General features: G+C 39.8%; 10 protein-coding genes and 2 pseudogenes. 7 read left to right on the top strand and 5 right to left on the bottom strand.

Annotated elements, in window-relative coordinates; genetic code table 11:
• Window positions 1–19: 19 nt before the first annotated feature.
• Window positions 20–202, bottom strand: coding sequence for a hypothetical protein (locus ALW18_15320; GenBank protein ID AOE53764.1), 183 nt, complete (start codon window positions 200–202; stop codon window positions 20–22).
• Window positions 203–318: 116 nt separating this feature from the next.
• On the opposite strand from ALW18_15320, the gene ALW18_15315 reads away from it, so the two are divergent.
• Window positions 319–492, top strand: a complete 174-nt coding sequence (locus ALW18_15315; GenBank protein ID AOE53763.1) for a histone H1 — start codon at window positions 319–321, stop codon at window positions 490–492.
• 62 nt (window positions 493–554) lie between these two features.
• Window positions 555–779, top strand: a complete 225-nt coding sequence (locus ALW18_15310; GenBank protein AOE53762.1) for a hypothetical protein — start codon at window positions 555–557, stop codon at window positions 777–779.
• 29 nt (window positions 780–808) lie between these two features.
• On the opposite strand, the gene ALW18_15305 is transcribed toward ALW18_15310, so the two are convergent.
• Window positions 809–4,585: a hypothetical protein gene (locus ALW18_15305; GenBank protein AOE53761.1), complete on the bottom strand. Its 3,777-nt coding sequence runs from the start codon at window positions 4,583–4,585 to the stop codon at window positions 809–811.
• Between the two features lie 137 nt (window positions 4,586–4,722).
• Here ALW18_15305 and ALW18_15300 point away from each other — a divergent pair, with 137 nt between their 5' ends.
• Window positions 4,723–4,941, top strand: a complete 219-nt coding sequence (locus tag ALW18_15300) for a hypothetical protein (protein AOE53760.1) — start codon at window positions 4,723–4,725, stop codon at window positions 4,939–4,941.
• Between the two features lie 116 nt (window positions 4,942–5,057).
• On the opposite strand, the gene ALW18_15295 is transcribed toward ALW18_15300, so the two are convergent.
• The 3 genes from ALW18_15295 to ALW18_15285 all read right to left on the bottom strand — a co-directional run bounded on the left by ALW18_15295 (window position 5,058) and on the right by ALW18_15285 (window position 12,569).
• Window positions 5,058–6,074 carry a hypothetical protein gene (locus ALW18_15295; protein AOE53759.1) on the bottom strand — a complete coding sequence of 339 codons (1,017 nt, stop codon included), beginning with the start codon at window positions 6,072–6,074 and terminating at the stop codon, window positions 5,058–5,060.
• Between the two features lie 5 nt (window positions 6,075–6,079).
• Complete coding sequence (locus ALW18_15290; protein ID AOE53758.1) at window positions 6,080–9,934, bottom strand: hypothetical protein; 3,855 nt, start codon at window positions 9,932–9,934, stop codon at window positions 6,080–6,082.
• 94 nt (window positions 9,935–10,028) lie between these two features.
• Complete coding sequence (locus tag ALW18_15285; GenBank protein AOE53757.1) at window positions 10,029–12,569, bottom strand: hypothetical protein; 2,541 nt, start codon at window positions 12,567–12,569, stop codon at window positions 10,029–10,031.
• Window positions 12,570–12,868: 299 nt separating this feature from the next.
• Here ALW18_15285 and ALW18_15280 point away from each other — a divergent pair, with 299 nt between their 5' ends.
• From ALW18_15280 to ALW18_15265, 4 genes and pseudogenes are all read left to right on the top strand, one after another.
• Window positions 12,869–13,930, top strand: a complete 1,062-nt coding sequence (locus ALW18_15280) for a hypothetical protein (GenBank protein AOE53756.1) — start codon at window positions 12,869–12,871, stop codon at window positions 13,928–13,930.
• A 370-nt stretch (window positions 13,931–14,300) separates the two neighbouring features.
• Window positions 14,301–14,933: pseudogene (locus ALW18_15275) on the top strand (hypothetical protein).
• A 920-nt stretch (window positions 14,934–15,853) separates the two neighbouring features.
• Window positions 15,854–16,993, top strand: a pseudogene (locus ALW18_15270) (hypothetical protein).
• Between the two features lie 487 nt (window positions 16,994–17,480).
• Window positions 17,481–18,380: a hypothetical protein gene (locus ALW18_15265; protein ID AOE53755.1), complete on the top strand. Its 900-nt coding sequence runs from the start codon at window positions 17,481–17,483 to the stop codon at window positions 18,378–18,380.
• Window positions 18,381–18,384: the final 4 nt, after the last annotated feature.

Raw genomic sequence — 18,384 nt, 5'->3', positions numbered from 1 at the left:
AGGACTGTTATACAGTCCTTTACTTACCTTTAATGTAGGCTTCAACCTTGTCCGGGCTACTGCTGCCAGATGCTTTTACAGCACTGATCAGCTCTTCTTTACTTACCCCGAATTTATCTGACCAGTACTGTAGCTCATAATCTTCAGAGGTACTGATACGGTCACGGTCTGGGCTTCCTGTGTTTTTTGTGTTATCGCTCATAATCTTTATTTTTTTAGTAATTACTAAATTACCAATAGTTTACGTGGTAGCCGCCCCATTTAACGTAACCTTATGCCCAAACCTTTCTATTTTTGCTTTCCTTTAAATAAACTACCATGAACGAACTACTGGAACAGATCAGCGCTGAAATCGCAACCTTTCAAAAAGAATCCCAAGCTAATGCCGAGGGCAATAAAGCCGCAGGCGGGCGTGCTCGAAAATCAACACTGGAGCTTACAAAACTCTTTAAAGACTACAGGAAAGTTACCATTGAAGAGTCTAAGAAATAATGTTGCGAAGCTCCCGTTTTTCCGGGGGCTTTGTTTTATTCATCCTCACGCCGCCTTCGTTTATGAAACTATATGATTTTCTCGCTCTTGATGATAATAACCAGTACCAGGCCGTCTGGGAACAGGGTAAGCATGTAGATGATATTATTGTAGATAACATCCATTACCAGCTCTACAGCATTAATGATTTCTTCGTCGAAATCGAGTACTGTCAGCTATCAAACAAGATATTGGGTAAAAACCAGTTTAAGCACGGCCATGAGCTGGACAAGTACTTATTCCGGTAAAACTTAAAATTGCATATAGCTGTAAGTAATTAATATTCTAAACTGTCCCTCTTAGCCTCATCATCTTCCCGCTGTGCGTCATTAAGATAACGTTGTGCTATTTGTCCGAGTATTTTTGAAACCATGGGGTGCTTCAACCTTTGTGCGTCAGAGAGTGTTTGGAAATATGCGGCATTTCTTCTTTCAATAGCACCACCCTCAAAGGCGGCTCTTGACGTAAAACCACGTTTATTAGTAATCGCAATAGAAAAATTATTTTTAATGCTTTCCGTATTGACAAGTTCCAAAACGTCACTTATAGCATCCGCAGGCCAATATTCCTTATTTTTCTCGGGATATTGAGCCAGCAACTTTCCAATTTGCATATCTGCAATTTCAAGCCGGTCCTCCAATGCAGCCAATTCGCGTACTTCGGCTACCCAGGAATTAAGTACGACAGCATCAACAGTTCCATCAGCATCCATCCCCGGTATATCCTTGAAATTATCCAGTAACCTATAGCCCTGCCTGGCCAAACCTTCCCGGGCTTCCCTCGATATATTCTCAAACTCCTCTTTTCTGCGATCTTCACTTTTAGGCATGTACACCCATTTTAAAACCTCAACAAAAGATTTTGGATTTTCAGCCAATTCTTTATTAAGATACTTTGGTTTGTAGCGGCTTGGGGAATTTCCAATGATACTGAGATAGTGAAGTTCCAACGATGCCTTTTTTTCATCGGGAAGGTCACTTTTATCAAGCCTTTCAAATAAGGTGGAAATTACATACTCCCTAAGTGGCCGCTCTTCTGCAGACTTGTTTTTTGCTGTGGTATCAAGAACCTCGTATATAAATTCAGGGTTAATTTTTTCCTTACCCATATAAGTTTCTTCGACGGCGGAATAAAACCGCTTGTATTTAAGTAGGTACTTGATGCCCCTAAGTTTTTCTTCTGGTGTGACATGATAAAAATTAACCCATGTTTTCGACCAGAATAACTCACGGAACTTTTCATCTTGTTTGTCAACAAAATCCCAAAGCGGTGTATTGTGGTTTAAGTGTGTAAAAACATTGACAAGCCCTTCCTGAGCATAATCTTTTGATGAAAATGTATCATATAGTTTAATGGCCCAGTCAAGCCCATGTCGTTGCACCATGCCTCTTATAAAGCTATGCAGGAATTCTAAAGGCGCATCATTTGAAAAAAGCACTTTCGTAACCTCTATTATTTCAGGGTCTGAAAGTTCAATTTCCGAAAGCGTCTCACCAACACCCGTCGGAAAGCCCGCAATACTTGCTAACTCTATAACTCCTGAAACACCGTTAGACTGATATATGTCTTGTAGAGCAGAAAGACGTTCACTTTTTATACGGTTACTGTGTGCGAGGTGTTTTTCGTCAGTTGAATCCCAGTCAGGGTCACCATCGGGAAACTCAATATAATGGCCCTCGAACAACCATTTGTTTTTTTGCAAAAGGTCATCCGGTATCATAAGATCATAAAGCTTTTGGTAACGCACTAAAAATTCTTGTGGAAGCGCCCATTGCGCATCAGGGTGAGCCCTGTGGCGTGACAATATACTGCGGAGTTTTTCCCGGATGACTTCCGAAGGAGGCATTTCTGGCAACGCATCCTCAATAAAAGACAATACCACCTCAAGATCAGCAATGTTTGCTAACTCATCGGATTGTTCCACCAATTGTGCCATACGTACTTCACTCTTATCATACAGCTTTAAGAGCAGCCTGATAACATGGCTATAGGTCTCGTAAGTCTCTTCATAGGTATATGTAAGGTTCGTGTCCTGGCTAAAAAGCCTCCATCTCATTTTATGTGTGGGGCTTGCATAACCAAAATTCTTAGGTAAAAGCCTAAGCAATAAATGCCAGCCCTGTTCCGGTTCGCGCATGACTGCCGCCTCCAATATTTCCATGCGCTCCTTATACGGAGCCAGGGTTTGATGGTGCCATGGTAAATAAATTTCAACAAGGGAGTTGTCAGGTCTGTTTACAAGGTTTCCACCTGGGTCTAAGTCCGATAACTTAAGCAACAGTATTGTAATATCATACAGATACTCCGGTAACCAGGCGAGGCCTTCCAATGCCCACAACAAGCCTGTGTGGTGCGGGGTATCCCCAAGAAGTCCCTGTGAAGTATTAAACATTTCCATAATAGGTTTGTCAGGATGTTCTAGACTGCTGTATACAGCCTCGATAAAAACTTCCGGGGATGCCTCTGACAAAAGTGGCAATTGCTGGTCAAAGCTTTTCCATTGTGGGCCAGTAGCTGCTCCTATCAAGCTCGATACTATCCCATTAACCCAAAGCTGTGGGTTACTTACTCCGGGAATATTTAACCCATAGCCATAGACCGCAATGAGCACAATAGATTGTGTAAGGCCTTCTTTAATCCACTTTGAATATTTTGTAGGTTTAGTGAAATATTTAGATTCATCCCCTGGAGCCTCTTCAGTAAAATCACCGTACACTAATTGCAATGCATCGCTTAAGTACTGAAGGTCGCTGCTTTTTAAATGTGAGGCTATGGTCGACCATAAATCTAAAGGTGATGTTAACCGCCACATATCACCAATAAATAACAGGGGCGCTTCCTGCTTTCGGAGCCATTGCGCCATTTCGGCTACAAATTGGTCATAGGGCTTACCCGCCAACTTAACTAATAGTTCCTGATCCGCTTCGCTTTTATCATTCCACCGGCCCACAATCAGGGCGGGCAGTAATTCCGGTACCTGGGCACTTTTACTCCATATCGGAGCATTATGCTGAAAATGCAGCATACGGCGGAGTATTGTAATGTCCCGCGCCGCTTCCCTGGAGTAACGCTCTGCATCTTCACGTGAAAACCCCATTGCCACCAAGGAATTCACAAGCCCTTCCTTACCAAGTATGGGTAATCCTACTGTAAAGTCTTTGCTAAATTCATCATCTCCTCCCAGGGGTACAATAACATGGTGTCCACTGGAGACCGCGGCATATACCGACTGTTTGTTCTCAAATTTAGGAATGATATTAAGAGCAACTTTGGTATTCTTGTGTAGGGGTCTATAAGAACTTTCATGTTCAACCAATAAAGTTTTTGCGAAAAAACGGTTCTGTTCTTCAGGTAAAAACTGCTTTGCGCTGGCTACAACAAAAGCTATCGCTTCATTTTTGGTGGACGCCCTGAAAGCCTTTATGCCGGGCGCTCCGGATAAAAATTCCTTTAAGGCTTCCATTGCACGTTCCCTGCCTGAGGTTATACTTTCGGGAGTAAAGGTATACTGTGGGCCAACCGACCATTCTTCCCAAAATTGGTCAGCCCCATAAATTCCGTCGTAGGGCAGTTTACCTGTTAATGTGGCAAACCAGATTTCTACGGGCGTACAATGGTCAAGCCACTGTACAAGATCGACAGCGTCGTAAAACCGTACATCTTTCCATACCCCCTCCGCCTTTTTCTCCTTCACCCATGCTCCCTTCTTCGTATACAGATAGGGTGTAATAAAAATATACGTACATTCACTTTTATTATACCCCAAAGGATCGGCAGTCCGTTTCTTATAATCCTCTTCAGCTTTTTTCTTTACATTGGATTCCGTACCGAACTCCCATAGTGAAATGCCTTTAGGGTAGTAGCTGCGGTCATCCTCCGAAAAAACAATTCCGTCCCAGCCACCTAAGTAGGCAGCACTCCCTGAAAGTATGTTGACCTGTAAGCTCGGCAGCCCGGTGGCCCTCACTAGCCTTGAAATTAAATAGGGAAAATCGCTCTTGGCTTCATAACGTTTTGCCCACGATTCAATGTCGGTCCTGTCTATGATTTTCATTACATGAGGTTATGTTAGTTAGGCATAAAAATAGACAAAAGGAGATTGATTTACAAGCTGTTTACACCACCTTATTAATGGGTATGAAGAGCGAGAACGGTATTGCTTTGCAGCTCCTTCTTTTATACCTTTAACACATGAACCTAGAAGAAATCAAACGCTATTTTGAAAAAAATCCACCGCCTGTGGAACTTCAGTGGAAGCCATGGGCAAAGATTACCGATACCCAAAAATTCCTGGACAACTGTTATATAACCATCAGCAACTTTAAGGGCAACATTGAAAACTGCCCAGCCTGGTGGAGGCTGAAAGAATTCTATCAGGATATGCTCGATAAGGCAAAACAGCAACAATAGTGAGGGGCACCTTCACGCGCCCTATGCTGTATCTTTTCTTTCAGAAAAGGATGCCGCTGCGGTCACGGGCGCGACATGATAAACTAATCAAAAAAGTGTAGAAATCTTTTAGAGCCTTACATTTTGCTTTCCCAATTAAGATATTTAAAAATTATATGCTCATCCAACATTTTATAAAACGCAATAACCAAATCAAATACCGTATTTATAGTCATGGGTGCTTCTGGATGCTCCTTTGTGATAGTGGTTTTAAGTATAAAACAGGTTTTAGACTCCCTGTTGGTAAGTTTCTTTAACGAATACCTGCCCTGTTGAAAACATTCATTTGCAAAATCAATAAGCCTTAAAAGTAGCTCCTTACTATCATTGTTCAGATAAAACTTTAAGTCATTGCCCTGGAATTGAATCAATAGTCGCTTATGGCCGTTGTCCCAGTGCAAAGGAACAATATTCATCAGCGGAGTCAGGGTATTGCCCTTGTTGACATACACCTCTACCAAGAGATTTTTTTCAGCAAAAAAGATGTCAAGCCTGCATTTTAGCGCATGATAAAAAAGTTTGAGCCAAAAATTATTACTCTCCGCCACAGGTATGCAAAAAAGGGGGCGTAAGTCAGAGTTTAAGGTCTCATATCTACTGTAGTATCCTTCAAGTAAAAAATAGTAGTGTCTTACAAAAACGCTGGTGTCATCACTCCCTGCAAGATCATAATGTTCCCTGACATAAACCGCGAGGTCTTTATAATCCTTTACAATCCAACCCTCCACGTGTGAAACAACCTCCTTGTCAAAGCAAATCAAAAATTTATGGTGCTTTTTTTTCTTGTGGTACTTTTTTAAACTCGCCTCGTAGGCTTGAAGCTGAGCAAAATCCGGAAAGGACTTGAACTTATTTTCCACAGTTATGACCGCATTGCCATCAATGCTCTGGACCTCTATATCAAAACGACTTTTCTGCTTCCCTTTACCATAAGTTTTCTCAAGTTGAGGAGGGTTGTAATCCCCCTCAAGTTTCAAAAACTGAAAATAAAAGTCGGGCCGGTCCTGCATTAAAAACTTTATAAAAGCTGAATGTATTAATTCCTTATCTCCTTTTTCTAACACTTCGAAGATATTATAAACTGGCGCTGTCATAGCTGTTAATTATTTAAATAGGAGGATGAATTAACTATTTCCTGTTCCATGGCCTCTGCCTGCTCTCGAGAAATTCCATGCAAATAGCTGAAGTAATCATTAATTATAGGTTTGTATTGCTCTTCCATTAAATGTGTATTCTTATCAGCCCAGTCACGGAAGTATAATAGGTAATGATGCAAGCGTAACTTTTTTTGTTCAAGGCCAAACAATATTATTTTTGCAAATCCCTTTTTTACAATTGTATGGTCATCGTTATCAGACGGCATATCAAGTAACATTGAAATACTCTTCTCAAGGATAAAATTGTCTTGGTAATACTCTGAAATGTAATTCTTGACGCTTTTAAGGTTTTCACTGTAGGATATCCCCTCTAAGTTATTTATTATTTTCACACTCAGTGTTGCCAGATTATCCTGTGTAGCGTCTTTGTACAGCACATCAAGTAAAATACCGGCTCGGCTGCCGCGATTGACGATAAGGTCATGAAGCAGTATGGTTGTTGTAAGCAAAAATGCATGAGCGTTGCCGCCGGATACTATACCATCTATCAGTGATTTAGGTTTTTTCCAAAGTCCATTTCTACTACTGTTGAAAAGAAAATCATCAAGGAAAACACGCACTGCTACTGCAAATGGTTTTTTATCAGTTTTATCAATATAATAATAGAGCAAAGGGTCAAAGACAACCTTATTTAAATTGGCAACACCCCATCGTGAATAATCAAGATATACTGCCGATAATAATTCCTTGATAAAGTCCTCCGTGAGGGTATTGGCAATCGTGGTGGTGCTTAAGCCCAGGATGCTAACTCCAGTGGCAGCAAGCTGTACGTCCACTGTGGCTTCTGGACAACTAAATGCAGCCAACTGCCCCTTTCTGCCTAAGCTTGGCAAGGCAGAGAGGATAACTTTCTTTTCCTTATCATTTAAATTTCCCCAATTTGAAATGAGCAAATTAGCCATTGATGCAACAAACTCCGTATCTTCCAGAAGTAACATTTTTTTTATCAAGCCAATACGCCTCACTTTAGGAATCATTAGAAAGTTTTCTCTCAGGAAAAAAATAAAGATTTCAGACATATCCCAGTAACGGCCAGAGTCTTTAAAATATGCCGGAAGCCAGTCAAGATAAGCAAAAATAATTTTTACTCTTGCCTCCTTACTGATTTGAGCCTCTGCTAAGGTCGCACTGAACCGGCCATGATTAACATGTACATCCGTCGGAAGGTGGCGAAAAAGAACTACCATCAGTTCTCCCCAAAGGAACCACATGTGCTTCTTGATAGAAGCTTGTATTTCATACATCCAGTCAAAGCTACTCCGTGCATACCCCGCCGCAAATTCTGTAAATAAGCCGATGGCACCGAGAATAACGAAAGGTTCATCAAAGGTAGCCTGCATGAACGCCAAGACTTCACTTTTCTTATTCTTGTCCGTCATGTAAGGCCAGGAACGAAAAAGCCCACGAATAAGCTGGAATTTTACAAAAGGATCATTTTCATAATACAGCGTAGTAAGGTCAGCAAAAGTTTCCTCGGTGATACTTGCGGCGATAAGATAGGCAGCACGCTCCCTGATAACACCCTCTCTATAACGAAGGAATGCCTTTAGCACAATATAATCAAAACTTAGCTGTCTTTTTTCTGACTTAGTTACCAGCAAAAGCCCATCCATTAATTCGAAAGCCTGAGCTGGCTCCAAGGATACGGGCCTTGACAGGTAGGCTTCCCAGTTATCAAGGCACTGCCTTTTGCTTCTATAATTCCGGCTTCTGCATGTCTCCAGATGCTTGGCATCGGGTATAAAAAGGATTTGCCCCTGCCAACAGTAATTTCCTGTACCAAAATCATTCCTATGTTGAAAAGCATCTTTTACATTTCCTGTAATCATTTCATTTAAAGCATTACGATGGGCAACTAAAAATAGAAGGGCTTCTTCCCGTACCACTACAAATGTTGATCGTATCGCCAATGTTGCAAGGTCAAAAACAATTTGCCGCTGTGTCTGGTTTAACGCATTGGTATAAAGCAAGTAAAGATTCTTTGCACTTTGCAATGCCAAAGATGGATTCAGGCAACCCAACAATTTGCGACAGTGTCTTAGGGCGGCCTCAAATCGCATTGGGTTATTGCCGTCTAAAAGCCGTCTGGCTGCCTCCTGATATACAGGGTGGGCAAAAACATAACTGCCATCCCCAAACGCACGAATGTACCCATAATCGATCAGCTGTGAAATGACACCACGCAGTGACACGCTCGCAGTAAAACTTTTGTATTCAGGGATCATGTATACTGTTTCCAAGGCGCTAATCGATGTTCCTGTGACCCCGGTTTCATCATCATTAATACCGGGGAGATAGTCCGGCTCTGAATGCTCAAGATAGGACAGGTCAATGTCATAGAGACCTTTTTGAATCGTAGCACCAAGCCCCAGTATAATCATTGCATTAGTAACTGATTCCCCCCTTGAGGTAATTACATTTGTAATGTCCTGCGCTTTGGCGCTGGCTAAATGCCTTACTTGTTCAAGGCTCCCTGGACGATTGGCCTGTAATGAGCCGACGAGCTGCTTTAATTGTCCGGGCTGGAGAATAGCATCCTGATCTGCGGTCTCTATCGTTTCGACTACCATTTTTTGAATAAGGTGGTCAAAACCCGATCCGGAAGATAATGCATTCCATATCTTGCATGCTATCGGGGCCTCACGCACAGTAAGGTCATGCCAGGTAAATTCGCTCATATAGCCGCTTTTACTAATGGCTGTAGTAATTTCGGTGGTTGCCGTTACAATAAGATAACGCTCCATGTATTTTGGCATACGCCTCAATAGCCCCTCCAATTGTTTGTATGCGACCATACCTACATCGTCACGGTATTGCCCCAAAGGATCTTCAAGATAGCAAATCTTTGTCTCAGCGTCATAATTCAGTAAGAATTGTTCTGCCATATGAACCTCACCTACCGGAAGAAACTTAGCCGAAGGATAATTTTTGAGGAGCTGCTGAGCAATGTAGTAAGCCCGTTGGGTCTTGCCGCATAGGGTACTCCCGGTGAGCAAAACTATTTTTCGCGAGCTGAGTTCATCCAAAAGGCTGGCTTCGTCTCCCATTAAGAGATAATGTTCATCCACCGGAAGCGACCATGATTGTAATGAATGTAGCTCGTTATATATAGTATCCGCGATATTTAAGCCCGAAGTCTTACTATTTTTAATGACATCAATAAGTTTGTTAATCAAGCTACCCTGATGCGACAATGCTATCGTTAAGTCCGACAAAAGATCGTGGATTCTGGCACGAATCTGGTCTTCATCCAACTGATCCACAAGGTAGATGCCCTCAAGCAGATTTTTCAAATCAAGATCTGTTGCAGAACCTATATGCGATGCTACATATTTATCACGGGGCTCGTCTTTCTGGTTATACTTTAGCACTGCTGCGCGAAACGCTTCAAAAATCTTTTTTTTGTACTGCGGTAAAGGTTTGCTCCAGTCTGATTTAGTAGTTATTACAAAGAAATCGGCTGCAAACTGTTCCACCCGTGTTGATGTTATCAGGTAAAAACGCTTGATTTTTCCCGTAGACAACTTGGACAGTATGTACTCGGAATCACTATGGGCACTAAACTTCGAAATACATTCCACAAAATATTTTTCATCAAAACCCGGCTTGCGATTTTTAAATTCAAACTCGTAAGGTTCATCTCTGTGATCCGTAAAGATTAAAGTTAAGTCGCCAAAGCCTTCCCTGTCAATATAGGCTTCTGCAATTTTTCTTGACTTTCCCAGTAAAAGAAAGGCGTAGAGACTAGCAAGATACTGATAGTCATAACCATCAGGGGCATTTTTGGTAACGCTCATAAAGCAAGGATATTCTAAAGGTTGGTGATAAGGAAAATAAGTTTTATAATCGGAAAAAGAGGCAACTACTTTTCTGCCGGGTATCACTGTAAGTTTAAACGGTTGTGGTAGCGGTAAGGCTCTTACTTTTTTTGTAATCACAATGCGGATAGTTGGAACATCCGATAAAAGTGCTGTAAGGGCCTTTGCGCTCGACAAGCCGCCCGCTACATTCCGGGCATTTTGATGCCAGTGATTCAGCTGCGTCCGGCTCATCCATAATCTCACTTAGGAATTTACTGGGGTTTAGTTTATTATACAACAGGAAATTCTTATGCCTGGCCCTAGTGATTGCCACATAGAATACACGGCGCTCCTCTGCATTCTCATAACCGTCACCCTCATGTAATAAATAGTTCAGTAGTGGATCGTCAGCCATCTCTGAGGGGAAACCCAGCGTACCGGAATTAACATCCAAAAGGATAGCGTAATCGCAGGTCATACCCTTACACCGGTGAGCCGTGTAGTATTCTACCGTCAGGCCAGGATACTCCTTTTGCAAGGTCTTGAAGGAATGTGGTATATTATGGTGGTAGCGGCCGATTAAAAATACTTTGGCTTTTGCATTGAGGCTTTTCACCTCCTCCAAAACCAAACGGATCCCCAGCTCCTTCGCCTCTTGGTGGGCTTCACGGCCACCGGCAACTTCTGATCCGATAAAGGCAAAGCTTTTAGCATCCGCCACTCGGTCTGAAAACAGGGTTTTACGGATTTGGGCAGGGTTTTTCTGGATGTAGTTGCTTGAGACCTGAAGTATCTCGTCGTTGAAGCGGTAGGTGCGCAAAATTGGAGTCATACATGTAAAACCGAAGTGTTTCTCAAATTCGGTGATAATTGAGATGTCGCTACCCGTAAATCTGAAAATCGATTGCCAGTCATCACCTACAGCATACAACTTGACACCTGGATTTTGTTTTTTCAGGCTCTTCAGAAGTTCATAACGGCCAAGGGACATATCCTGGAACTCGTCGACAAGTATATATTTATAAGGCCTTGTAAAATCGCCCCGGCCTATATGCTGGGCTGCCTGGTTGACCATATCATTAAAGTCAACCTCTGAAGCGCTTTTTAAACGTTCCTGATAACGTCGGTACACTGGTTTGAAAACATCAAGGAAGACAGAAAGGCGGCGGTCGCCCATTTTTGCTATTATGGCCTCCGGCGACTTGGCATTGGATTTCATAAGGCCTAAAAATGTGTGCATAAGGTTGATGAAATCTTCGTAATAGGCCGATTGCTTTACCATCGGAAGGATATCTTCGGGCTTTTGGGGGTTTAGTGCCACGCCAAGTTCCAATAATCGTTTTTTAAGGTTGTTGATAAGGCTCCCTTCCTTATTTTCATACGAATAGGTCTCAATCAGCTTCGAACCTGTTTTATAGTGTATGTAGCGCTTCCATTGCATTCCTGCCGTATAATATGCTGTGGCATTCGGATAGGGATGTTTATTGGTAAACCAGTCTGGGACATTACCCTCGCGGTCAATCCCAAAATGCTCATGCCAGATCTCATAATCGGTCAGGAAAAAATCAGGGTGGTAGCTGCCAAAGTCTGCATTACGGTCCTCAGGTGCCAGCGGGAAGTGCTTTTCGTACTCGTAGTTGATACCAAACAAACAGAAGAAATTGCCGATCTGCATTTCTTCCTTGCTGCTCACTGTTTTGCCATCAAGCGTTACGTTTTTAAAGCTCTGCTCATACTTTAAATATTCATCCTTGGTTTTAAACTTGAACTCGTCGCGCTCCGGCCTGTTGAAAAAAGCGAGGAAATTCACCGCCTTACGCTGGAAGGTGCTATCGTTCAAAAACAATTCATCAAATATTTCCTGTAGGCAGGACTTGGCAGCCTCTTCATCCCCACCAAAGGCCAGGTGCAGCTCGTCTTTTGAGCAGTGGCGCTTGACCAGGTAGCCATAGCTGTTAAATGTCCTTACATCCAGGTTTTCCACGCCAGGGATGTCTTTACAGAACTTTACACAACGCTCCTTCATCTCTTTAACCGCATTTTTGGTAAAGGAAATGATCAACAGCTCCTCGGGCTTTGCCAGTCCTTTTTCCAGGATATAGGCCGTCTTGGCAGATATTGTGGTAGTCTTTCCCGTACCCGCCCCGGCAATGATCAGGTTGTTGTCCTCATCCCGGATAACTGCCTCAATCTGGTCATCAGATAAAGGGTATTCTTCAAGGGAATCAAAAAGGTAGCGGTAGGCCTCTGATTCTTTTTTGACAAAGGCATCATTGTAGTCTTTCCTGATTGTAGTTATGGAATCATACGTTGCTATAAAAGTCCGGATTGCGTCCTCAAGGGGCAGATCCAGTCCCAAACGCCCGTAGTTGGGAACTATTGATTTTCGCAAGGCTTGAAAGTTCTTGCGGTACTGCTGCTCGTCGTAATACGCAAAATAGCTGCTAAAATCAACTAAACGGGCACCGTAACTATTGGCTTCATTTATTTGCTCTTTTAAAGAGAGTAGCTGCTGTCGTTGCTTTTTCTCAATTACGTATTTCTTATACAAATAATAAATGCCAATAATTGAAATGCAAAGCATTACAATACTTAGTATAGATATAGCAGATGTTTGCTGTCGGCGGGGCATATGAGGTTGTAAGGTTTATTTGATGCCAATTACGTAAAAAATTGGATTCTAAACAAATAGATAATATTTTTTGTTTACAGGCATTAAATTTGAAACTTCTTTATAGAATATACCACAACGCATTTGTAAGAAGGCGCCTCGTCGCGCTTTCCGCTGTATCTTTTTCTCTGAAAAGGATGCCGCTGCAATCACGGCGCAGGCAGGGCTTGAGCCATACTTTGTTTTTTAATGAGAAGAGTCTATATTTGGTCTATTCATTACTCGATCAATGAAATAAACAAACATAGCAAAACCAACGTATGCCCCAATTTCCTCACGATAATAACCTGCCCATCCAGAAGCTTTCCGGGCTTTTCTCAAGCACCTCGGCAACGTACAAATTCTACTGGTTTTTAGCATTAATTGAAGCCGTCGAAAAGGGAAATACAATTATAAATAAACAGGAACTGTTTGCCCGTATGGTTGCGGGGGCATGGTACACCGTAAACTACTTTCATGTATCGTTTGGCAAACAGGATCTTTTACAGCAGGCAGTACAAATGATTAAACAAACAGAAGGCATACCGGTAAACCTGCGTCAGGAGGAAATTGTAACCCGGTTGACTGCTTCAAAAAATCTCCTTACAATAAAAACATTGTGGCATTTCGATAAAAATGTACCACATTGGTTTTTGACACCTTGGTTTAACAAATCCGGCACTACCAGTGATAGTAGTTACAAACGATACATTTATGATGCATCAACAACTTTTGAGCAGGAATGTTTATACGCGCTCAATGGTCGACAGGTTATTGTTAATCCGAAGTGGGTGGATTACCTGAAAATACATTCGCGCATACTAAAAGATTTTTGCTTATGGAACCTTGCGGAATTTCTTCAGTTGCGCAATCCAAGCGTACCAGATATTGCAGGTAAGCTTGTAAAGCCACCATTTAGGGGTTCGCTATCGATGCAACGCAAACAATACTGGGATATTGTCTTTAAGGAAATAGGAACAATTGATTGCATATATACCAATACCAAAATGGACATAACCAATTATGCGGTAGACCATTTTATACCCCATGCCTTCGTATCGCATGACCTGATTTGGAACCTCGCGCCAATTGATAAACAATTCAATAGCACTAAATCAAATCGGTTGCCATCTATAGAGAAATATTTAGAACCGTTTGTCCGTTTGCACAAACACGCGTATGAGATCGTAACTTCTACCTTTCCTAAAAATAAGTTCTTGGAAGAATATTGGACTGTTTTCCCCCTTCTTGAAAATACAGGGATTACTACTGAAACCTATCAGAGCGTGATTTTGCCCCTGCATACAATAGCAGGTAATAATGGGTTTAAAACAATGGACTAGCGTCTGGACCTCAAAAAAAATAGATATTGGACTATTATATATTTTTCATTGTAGTACTGGGGGTACCACAAGAAACAAATTAAAACCCTTAAAAATCAATAGATTCTCAAGGGTTTTTTGTTTTTGTGCCGAAAAGTGGTCAATTTCAAGTTACATACTTGCTAATTTATTAGAAAACCCTATATTTGATTAGGAAGACTACCCATACATTAAAAACAAAGATAATCTCAGGTCGGTTAGAAAATATTCCTTACATACTCAAGAGTACAAATACTACACACTTGATTCACTGTATTATAAATAGAAATGGCTTTTATAGCGGTTACTAAATAACATGTGTACCAAGAATATAGATAACACTGACAACAATATGAGCTTACCAGAGAATTGGATAAATGCTAAATTAAGTGATATGGTCAGCAATCCAAAAAGCGACTTTGTTGACGGACCTTTTGGTTCAAATCTAAAAGCAAATGAATATAAGTCAGCAGGCATACCCGTTTTTAGGATCCAAAACATTAAAGCTGGCTATTTTCTGGATAAAAATATTCAATATATTACTGAACGAAAGGCAGAGGAGTTGAAACGCCATTCGTTTCAATTAGGAGATATAATTATTACTAAATTAGGAGAGCCTTTAGGTCTTTGCTGCAAAGTTCCGGCGAAATACCCTGAAGGAATAATTGTCGCTGACCTTATGAGAATAAGACCTGATAATCAAATCGTAAATACTGATTATTTAGTCTATGCAATAAACAGTAAATATATTCAGGATCAATTTAAAAGGATTACAAAGGGTACTACCCGATCAAGGGTTAACTTAACAATTGTTAGAGATATTTTTATCCCACTTCCTCCTCGATCTGAGCAAGACAGGATAGCTTCGAAACTGGACGAGTTGTTCAGTGAATTAGAAAAAGGTAATAAGCAATTAGAAATAGCTTTGGCTCAACTAAAAAAGTACAAGACTACAATTTTACATTATGCATTTAGTGGTAAACTCATTGACCCCGAAGTAAAATTCGGGGAATTACCAAAAGGATGGAAAATTATTAGATTTGAAGAATGTATATTAAACTACGATTCAAAGAGGGTACCACTCAGCAAATCTGTGCGATCTAAGAGAAAAGGTAAGTTTAGATATTATGGAGCAACGGGTGTAATTGATCATATTGATGATTACATTTTTGAGGGTCGATATCTTTTGATAGGTGAAGATGGAGCTAACCTTTTAACTAAATCTAAAGAATTAGCATTTATAGTTGATGGAAAATTTTGGGTTAACAATCATGCTCATATTGTACAGGCAAAAAGCGGTTATCATTTAGACTATCTATACTATTATTTTAATTCATTAGACATTTCTAAATATGTTACCGGAAGTGCACAGCCTAAACTATCTCAATTAAACCTAAATAAAATACCCATTCCTATCCCTTCGTCATATGATGAACAAGTTTCAATTGCAGAAGAATTAGATAGACAGTTCTCAAATATATCTGCGATTGAAAAGTCAGTTAATTTCGGGCTATTGCAATCTGATGTTCTAAAGCAACATCTTTTACAAGATGCTTTGAAGGGAAAATTAGTCCCCCAAACAAGCAATGACGAGCCCGCAACGATACTCCTTGAAAAGGTTAAGACCCAGCGCTTCCTTTTCCCGTCTATCCGTAATAAATTTGAAATAGTTACTAGAATATCTACACCTAATACCTTGGATATGGAAGAAAATTTAAAAGACATAATTGAGATTCTTAAAGACAGTAAAGAGCCGGTAGCATCTAACCTTGTCTGGCAGTCATCCATCTACAAAGACAGTATTGATAAATTTTATGACGCACTCAAAACAAACATTGAATCAGGAGTGGTCATTGAAACAAAAAGGGATGGAAAGGAGTCATTTTTAAAGTTGGTAGATAAAGAATGAGAATAAATAAAGTCTATATAGAGAATTATAAGAACTTAAGGGACTTTCATATCGACCTTGATTGCAGGGAAATGAAAACAGTTCTAATGGGACAAAATGCTACAGGAAAGTCCAACTTTATGGAAGCACTCATTCTTATATTTAAACACCTCGACCTTAGTAAATCTAATGATAGAAAGCTAACCGATTTCAATTATATAATTGATTATACGATTGATGAACATAAAATTAACATTACAGTAGGCGAAGTCGAAGAAAGCGAAGAAAGCGAAGATTTTAAACAAATAGATAGTAATATTAAAAAGAGAGACTATTCTATCTCAGTTAATGGCGAAACGAAGCCTTTTTCGGCATTCTTTGCTCAAAACACAAAACATTTATATCAGCCAAAGTATGTATTTGCTTATTACTCAGGATTAAGCAACAAACTTGAACAGATATTCTGGGATCATCAAAAAGCATTTTATGAAAAAATCATTAAGAAAAATTTTCGCGAAAATGAATTAGATGATTTACGCAAACTATTTTATGTCCAATTAGTTCACTCATATTTTGTGCTTCTTGCTTATTTTTCCTTTGAAGATGAAGAAAAATCTTCGGTTGAGTTTCTAAATGAAATTTTGGGTATTGAAGATTTGGAATCCGTCTTATTTGTCCTCAAGAAGCCTTTGTGGAAAGGCAAAGGAGATAATCGATTCTTTGGTTCCGATGGATTGGTTAAAAATTTTTTAGATAAAGTATGGGATTTAGCTATAGCCCCAATATATGATTCACCACGAATTAAAGATAATTTTAGAACAGATGGTAAAACTCAGCAAAGATTATATCTTTTTATAAAGGATAAATCATCTTTAAAAGCACTTGCTAAACATTATAAGGACAATACTGATTTCTTCAAAGCTTTAGAAAGCCTTTATATTTCAGATCTTATAGAAGAAGTTCGTGTTAAAGTTAGGAAAAGAAATGCTGGTAAAATTGTCTTCAAAGAACTAAGTGAAGGAGAGCAACAATTACTGACGGTTTTAGGACTTTTGAAATTTACGAAAGCCGAGAACTCCCTTATCCTATTAGATGAACCTGACACCCATCTAAATCCAATTTGGAAATGGAGATATTTAGAATTTTTAGATAAGGTCGTTGATAAACATCAATCAACTCAAATAATTATTAACACCCACGATCCATTAGTAATTGGAAGTTTGCGCAAGGAAGAAGTTAGGATTTTCCGAACCAATCATGCTGGAAAATTAGAAGTAGAAATTCCACATATTGATCCAAGAGCATTAGATGTAACAGGAATCCTGAGAAGTGAACTTTTCGGATTACCATCAGTCTTAAGTAAATACATGCAGTTAAAACTTAACCGGAAAAGGTATTTACAATTTAAAATTGACAATAATGAAAATTCGGATGTAGAATATCAGGAGTATAAAAAGATTGAAAGTGAAATAGAAGAATCAGGCTTTAACGATACAACTTTTGATCCATGGTATGATAAATACTTAGAAGCAATATCCGAAAATCCTTTATTTCAAAAAGTTGAATTTACAGATCAAGAAGAGGAAGAATTAAAGATTTTGAGTAAGGCTATAATTGAAAAATTAACCAAGCAACATTTTTCTGATGAGACCAATTAATATTAAAGATTTAGCCATATCTTTTGATGAAATTAAAGGTAAAGGAGCTTTTGAAAACTGGGAAAAGGAAGCAGAAAAGCATTTGGCAAAGCTAAAAGCAATGAGTCATTCTGCACGAAAAACTTACTTAAACAGAAATAATCACTGGTCAAAACTTTATCCTGCACTTTCAAAATTATCTCACGGAAAATGTTGGTATTCTGAATCTCCAGCAAATTCGAGTGAATGGGAAATAGAACATTACCGCCCAAAATTAAAATCAAAAGCAGAAAATGGAGACATACTTAGAACTGACGGATATTGGTGGTTATCATATCATTGGAAAAATTTCCGATTAGCAGGAACGTTAGTTAATAAAATAAGACGTGATAGATTTCAAATTGATGGAAAGCCATATGGAAAGGGTAATTTTTTCCCAATAGATCTAACCGCTGACGGTTGCGTTGTTGCATCCCCGTATGATGATCATTGTGGATGCGAAACAACATATTTGCTCGATCCTATCAATCCTCGCGACACAAAATATATAGGTTTTGACTCAAATGGTGACGCTATTGAAAATGCTAATGAATTAGAAGATTCGTTTAATTTCAAAAGAGCGAAACTTTCTATATATTTTTACGGGCTTAACCACAAGCCAGTGGTAATTGCAAGAAGACAAATATGGGAAACTTGTAAAAACGAAATCGAATTAGCACACAATTACTGGAAAAACACCCACATTCCGCAAAAGCAGAGAGAGATATATATAGATCAATGTTATGAACGAATTTTTTTAATGTCAAGAGGCGATAAACCATATTCTTCAGTTGTACATTCTTACGTTCGACACAAAAAAAAAGAATATACTTGGCTTGAAGACTTATTAGAAGTAATATCAAGATAGAATT

The organism is Flavobacterium psychrophilum, from assembly GCA_001708385.1.
In the GTDB taxonomy this organism is placed as follows: domain Bacteria; phylum Bacteroidota; class Bacteroidia; order Flavobacteriales; family Flavobacteriaceae; genus Flavobacterium; species Flavobacterium psychrophilum_A.
Note: the sequence above shows the minus strand (reverse complement) of the source record. Positions and strands in the feature narration are given on the sequence as shown.

Coding starts and splice junctions, on each gene's coding strand:
- ALW18_15320 (AOE53764.1), bottom strand. CDS start 202: ATGAGCGATAACACAAAAAACACAGGAAGCCCAGACCGTGACCGTATC.
- ALW18_15315 (AOE53763.1), top strand. CDS start 319: ATGAACGAACTACTGGAACAGATCAGCGCTGAAATCGCAACCTTTCAA.
- ALW18_15310 (AOE53762.1), top strand. CDS start 555: ATGAAACTATATGATTTTCTCGCTCTTGATGATAATAACCAGTACCAG.
- ALW18_15305 (AOE53761.1), bottom strand. CDS start 4,585: ATGAAAATCATAGACAGGACCGACATTGAATCGTGGGCAAAACGTTAT.
- ALW18_15300 (AOE53760.1), top strand. CDS start 4,723: ATGAACCTAGAAGAAATCAAACGCTATTTTGAAAAAAATCCACCGCCT.
- ALW18_15295 (AOE53759.1), bottom strand. CDS start 6,074: ATGACAGCGCCAGTTTATAATATCTTCGAAGTGTTAGAAAAAGGAGAT.
- ALW18_15290 (AOE53758.1), bottom strand. CDS start 9,934: ATGAGCGTTACCAAAAATGCCCCTGATGGTTATGACTATCAGTATCTT.
- ALW18_15285 (AOE53757.1), bottom strand. CDS start 12,569: ATGCCCCGCCGACAGCAAACATCTGCTATATCTATACTAAGTATTGTA.
- ALW18_15280 (AOE53756.1), top strand. CDS start 12,869: ATGCCCCAATTTCCTCACGATAATAACCTGCCCATCCAGAAGCTTTCC.
- ALW18_15265 (AOE53755.1), top strand. CDS start 17,481: ATGAGACCAATTAATATTAAAGATTTAGCCATATCTTTTGATGAAATT.